5 protein-coding genes and 1 pseudogene are annotated in these 5,043 nt (G+C 66.5%); 4 read left to right on the top strand and 2 right to left on the bottom strand.

All coding sequences use genetic code 11. The features are described from left to right. The first annotated feature begins 210 nt into the window (after window positions 1–210). Window positions 211–1,113 (top strand): LysR family transcriptional regulator, encoded by a 903-nt coding sequence (locus ACFWF3_RS23890; protein WP_379315333.1) that lies wholly within the window; start codon window positions 211–213, stop codon window positions 1,111–1,113. Here the strand turns inward: ACFWF3_RS23890 and ACFWF3_RS23885 are convergent. Together ACFWF3_RS23885 and ACFWF3_RS23880 are read right to left on the bottom strand one after the other, a co-directional pair. Next, window positions 1,110–2,141 carry an AraC family transcriptional regulator ligand-binding domain-containing protein gene (locus ACFWF3_RS23885; protein ID WP_379315332.1) on the bottom strand — a complete coding sequence of 344 codons (1,032 nt, stop codon included), beginning with the start codon at window positions 2,139–2,141 and terminating at the stop codon, window positions 1,110–1,112. The two genes, ACFWF3_RS23890 and ACFWF3_RS23885, sit on opposite strands and share 4 nt — an antisense overlap. Before the next feature lie 52 nt (window positions 2,142–2,193). Beyond that, a complete protein-coding gene (locus ACFWF3_RS23880; RefSeq protein ID WP_379315331.1) occupies window positions 2,194–2,523 on the bottom strand; it encodes a rhodanese-like domain-containing protein in 330 nt (109 codons plus the stop codon). 90 nt (window positions 2,524–2,613) lie between these two features. Here ACFWF3_RS23880 and ACFWF3_RS23875 point away from each other — a divergent pair, with 90 nt between their 5' ends. The 3 genes and pseudogenes from ACFWF3_RS23875 to ACFWF3_RS23865 all read left to right on the top strand — a co-directional run. Next, a complete protein-coding gene (locus tag ACFWF3_RS23875; RefSeq protein ID WP_379315330.1) occupies window positions 2,614–3,087 on the top strand; it encodes a MarR family winged helix-turn-helix transcriptional regulator in 474 nt (157 codons plus the stop codon). An 80-nt stretch (window positions 3,088–3,167) separates the two neighbouring features. After that, complete coding sequence (gene lpdA, locus ACFWF3_RS23870) at window positions 3,168–4,571, top strand: dihydrolipoyl dehydrogenase (protein WP_378991155.1); 1,404 nt, start codon at window positions 3,168–3,170, stop codon at window positions 4,569–4,571. Between the two features lie 227 nt (window positions 4,572–4,798). Further along, window positions 4,799–5,043, top strand: a pseudogene (locus ACFWF3_RS23865) (murein L,D-transpeptidase); the annotation flags it as partial.

Below are 5,043 nucleotides of genomic sequence, written 5' to 3'. Positions count from 1 at the left end.
CCCTTCCAAGATGCCGAAGATCATCCGTACGTGGTCGTCGTGGGTGGCGACCTCGGTGGTCGAATTCTGCTGGGCCATGGTGGTCCTCACTTCGAAATTCACTGTTGCTTGCCTGTATTGATTGGACGCGACAAACACTGTTGCCCACAAGCATGCGTTTTCGCACGAGGTGTACTAAATTTTCGTACAGTTCCGAGGAGGAGGTGCGCAATGCTCCATTCGCGTTTGCTGCAGTACATCGACGAGGTGGCGCGTCTGGGGTCCATCCGCGCGGCCGGTGCCCGCCTGCACGTGGCGCCCTCGGCGATCAACCGCCAGATCCTGCTGTTCGAGGCCGAACTCGACCAGCCGCTGTTCGAGCGCCTGCCCCGTGGCATGCGCCTGACCCCGGCGGGTGAGGCGCTGCTCGCGCACATCCGGCAGACGCTGCGGCAATACCGGGAAACCGTGGCCGATATCCGCGATCTGCGTGCCCTCGGCAGCGGTGAGGTCGTGATCGCCACGATGACCGGCCTGGCCAGCAGCGTCGTCGCCACCGCCGCGGCGACGTTTCGTACCCGTCATCCGCGGGTCAGGATATCGATCCGCACCATGTCGACCCTCGATATCGTGCAGGCGGTCGAGAACAGCGAGGCCGACCTCGGTCTCGGTTTCAATATTCCGTCTTCCACGCGGCTCGAGACCTACTGGCGGATCAACACCCGGCTCGGAGTCGTTGTCTCCCCGCGTCATCCGCTGGCGGCCATGGACACGGTCCCGCTCGCGCAGTGCGCGCCGTTTCCGCTGATCTTCGCCGATCGCTCGATGGTGATCCACGGCATCGTCGCCGAGGCTTTCGCGAAAGCCGATCTCGATATCCAGCCCGCGTTTCACACCAACTCGATCGAGACCATGAAACGGCTCGCGACGTCCGGTGAGGCCATCGCCTTCCTCAGCGAATTCGACATCGCCGAGGAAATGCGCGACGGTCGTCTGGCCTTCCGGCCGGTCCGCGACGCCTTCAGCGACAACGTCATCTCCCTCGTGCGACGGGAGAAACACGGTCACGGCCTGGCCAGTCTGCTGCTCGCCGACGAGATCGTGGGAGCGCTACGGCCCGGTGAGCGCGACTAGCGGGTCGCGGTGGGCGAGGTGCCGGTCCAGCGGTGGAAGGCCTTGCGCAGTGCTCGGTCGTCGGTGAACGCGAGGCGGCCCGCGACGGTGGCGGTGCTGTGTCCCTGGTCCAGCAGGGTTTTCGCCCGTTCGTGACGGAGCAGGTCGAGTTCGTCGCGCCAGGACGTGCCGTGTTCGGCGAGGTGACGTTGCAGGGTGCGCTGGCTCATGGCGAGGCTTTTCGCGACCCGGGGCAGGGCTGGATCGCCCGCGTCCAGAGCCGCGCCGAGGGCGCTGCGAAAGGCGTCGAGGGGATCGGCGATCGGGCGGGCGGAGGCCAGGACCAGGTCGGCGTGGCTGCGCATCAAGTCGGCCAGCATCGGGTCCGCGCGGGTGTACGGTGCGTTGGCGTCGTCGGCGTGGAAGGTGATCGCGTCCGATTCGGCGTCGAATTCGATATCGGCGGTACCGAATACGGCGACCAGTCCGGAGTGTTCGGCCGGGGCGGCGTGACCGAAGCTCACCCGGGTGGGCACGAGCGGTCGGCCGGTTGCTTCGCGCGCCCGGCGCAAGTAGTAGGCGAGCACGTACTCGTTGACCACCGAGGCCACCGCCGGATCGCTGGCCGACGTCCGGTAGCCGATGGTGAGATCCCCGTCGCCGGACAGGTCGAAACCCTCGGTGGCCGCGGTGACCAGGCGGTGGTACGGCTGGGCCGCGCGCAGCGAATCCACCAGTGTCGCACCGGTTGTCACCAGATAGTCCCAGGTGTTCAGTGCGCCGAGTGGTGCGGCGGCGGCGATCGCGGCCCCTGATCCGGCGCCGGGCCGGGCCTGGGCGATCAATTCCCACAATCGCAGCAGTGAACCCATCGGGATTCGATTGAGCTCGCCGCGCAGAGTCGCCTCGTCGATGCCGGCCACGCGGGCCAGCTGGTCCTCGGCCACCTCCGCCTCCCTGGCCGCCTGAACGAGCAGCCGGACGAGGTGCGTGGACGCGGTCCCGTCGAGCCGGCTACCGATGCCCTCCGCCGACGCACCACCGCTCACCGGACCGACAGTACTGGGCGCGGTAGTGAGCGGTGGCGGGCCGACGTTGTGCTCAGGCCGAGGTTTCGATGGTCAGGCCCGCGTCGGACCAGTCCTGGATCCCCTCGCGGTACTTGCGAATGTTGGTGTAGCCCAGTGCTTCCAGCTTCATCGCGACGGCCTCGCTGTTGCCGCACGCCGCGTTCGAGCAGTAGGTCACGATGGCGGCGTCCCGGTCGGGGAGCAGCCCGGCGGCGCGGTTGGCGACCTCGTCGGCGGTCAGGTTCAGCGCACCTGGCAGGTGGGCTTTCGCGTAGTACTCGGGGCCGAGGGCATCGAGCACGATCACGCTGTTCGCCGCTATTTCCGCGGCCAGTTCGTCGCGGGTGATGAGTGCGGTCATGGCGTTCACCTCATGTCGTTCGAAAGAATTTATGTGCGTGCACACGCTACTAGTTGTGTGCGCACGCACGCAAGTGGTTAAGGTGAGGTGGTGCCGAACGAACAGTCGTCCCGTCGTCCCGCGGTAGCCGCGTGGGCCGCGCTGCTGCAGGTGCACGCCGCCCTCGTTCCCGAGCTCGACGCCGAACTGCGCAAAGCCGCCGGACTCCCGCTGACCTGGTACGACGTCCTGCTCGAACTGGACTCCGCCGGACCGATGCGGATGAGCGACCTGGGCGAGAAGGTCGTCCTCAGTCGCACCAGGGTGAGTCGCCTTGTCGCGGAACTGGAGTCGAACGGCCTCCTGCGCCGCGAGCACAACCCCGACGACGGCCGTTCCGCGATCGTCGCCATCACCGAGCTCGGCAGGCAGCGGTTCCGTGAGGCCGCACCGCACTACCTCGACGGCATCGAACGCCGGCTCGGCGCCCACGCGGACCCCGGCGAACTCGAGGCCCTCGCCGCCACCTTGTGCAAAGTGCTCGGCGCCACCGATCTGGCCGCGCCGCGTCCGCGTCGACGGTGAGCGGCGGCCGGTCGGGGCACATCTCACCTATGTGGGGGACGGGTGGGTGAACTCCTCGAAACAGAGTTAGGCTCGGTGACGTGACTTCCCACTACGATGTCGTCGTTCTCGGCGCTGGTCCCGGCGGATATGTCGCCGCGATCCGTGCCGCTCAACTCGGCCTGCGAACAGCGATTGTCGAGCAGAAATACTGGGGTGGCGTGTGCCTGAACGTGGGCTGCATCCCGTCCAAGGCACTGCTGCGCAACGCCGAGCTGGCCCATATCTTCCAGAAGGAAGCCAAGACCTTCGGCATCTCCGGTGAGGTCAGCTTCGACTTCGGTGCCGCCTTCGATCGCAGCCGCAAGGTGGCCGACGGTCGGGTCAAGGGCGTGCACTTCCTGATGAAGAAGAACAAGATCGACGAGTTCGACGGCCTCGGTACCTTCACCGGCCCGAACTCGATCGACGTGGCCCTCACCAAGGGCGGCGCCGAGACGCTCACGTTCGACAACGTCATCATCGCCACCGGCACCACCACCAAGCTGCTGCCGGGCACCCAGCTCTCCGAGAACGTGGTCACCTACGAGGAGCAGATCCTCACCCGTGATCTACCCGGCTCGATCCTGATCGTCGGGGCGGGCGCGATCGGCATGGAGTTCGCCTACGTCCTCAAGAACTACGGCGTCGACGTGCGGATCGTGGAGTTCCTCGACCGCGCGCTGCCCAACGAGGACGCCGACGTCTCCAAAGAGATCACCAAGCAGTACAAGAAGCTCGGCATCACCATCAGCACCGGTGCGGCCGTGCAGTCGATCGACGACGACGGCTCCAAGGTCACCGTCCAGATCAAGGACAACAAGTCCGGCGCGATCGAGACCGTCACGGTCGACAAGGTGCTGCAGGCCGTCGGCTTCGCGCCGCGGGTGGAGGGCTACGGCCTGGAGACCACCGGCGTCGCGCTCACCGACCGTGGCGCCATCGAGATCGACGACTACATGCGCACCAATGTGGGGCACATCTACGCGATCGGCGACGTCACCGCCAAGCTGCAGCTGGCCCACGTGGCGGAGGCGCAGGGCGTGGTCGCGGCCGAGACCATCGGCGGCGCCGAGACGATGACCCTGGGCGACTACCGGATGATGCCGCGCGCCACCTTCTGCCAGCCGCAGGTCGCCAGCTTCGGTCTCACCGAGCAGCAGGCCCGCGACGAGGGCTACGACGTGAAGGTCGCGAACTTCCCGTTCCAGGCCAACGGCAAGGCCCACGGCCTGGGCGACCCGACCGGCTTCGTGAAGCTGATCGCCGACAGCGCGCACGGCGAGCTCCTCGGCGGCCACTTGATCGGGCCCGACGTGTCCGAGCTGCTGCCGGAACTCACCCTCGCCCAGAAATGGGATCTCACCGTCAACGAGGTGGCCCGCAATGTGCACACCCACCCGACGCTGAGCGAAGCGGTGCAGGAAGCGATCCACGGCCTCGCGGGGCACATGATCAACTTCTGAGATATCAGCTGAAAGGGCCGGGTGCGCGATCGCGTGCCCGGCCTTTTGGTTTCTATTCGGTCTTTTTCCGGGCGTTGATTTGGTGAATCGGGGTCTTTACCACGATGATCGACAACACCTCCAGGTATCTGTTCCACGCTCGTGTTCGACATGTTTGCGTTCCATGAGATGGTCCCCTCACCCGGGTTGACTCGCGGTGGCGGGCACGGTTGAGAGGTTACGACTCGATGAGCAAGCGCATTCTCGGTTGGACAGCACGATTCGCGGCGGTCGTCGCGGTCGCTGTGGCCGGACTCGGCACGGTGACACCGGCCGTCGCTGAACCTCTTTTCCCCGGTGGCCCGGACGTTCCCGGTGTTCCCGCCGTCGTTCCCACCGCATCGCCGTGCCCGGTCGTCGAAGCCAGGGCATGCATGCGGTTGTCGACGAACGAGGCGTGGCTGGTCGACAACGGCAGGGTGATCTTCGGACC

The organism is Nocardia sp. NPDC060220 (assembly GCF_042727815.1).
Classification (GTDB): Bacteria; Actinomycetota; Actinomycetes; order Mycobacteriales; family Mycobacteriaceae; genus Nocardia.
Note: the sequence above shows the minus strand (reverse complement) of the source record. Positions and strands in the feature narration are given on the sequence as shown.

Excerpts from the sequence above, each read along its gene's own strand:
- ACFWF3_RS23890 (WP_379315333.1), top strand. The coding sequence starts at position 211 with ATGCTCCATTCGCGTTTGCTGCAGTACATCGACGAGGTGGCGCGTCTG.
- ACFWF3_RS23880 (WP_379315331.1), bottom strand. The coding sequence starts at position 2,523 with ATGACCGCACTCATCACCCGCGACGAACTGGCCGCGGAAATAGCGGCG.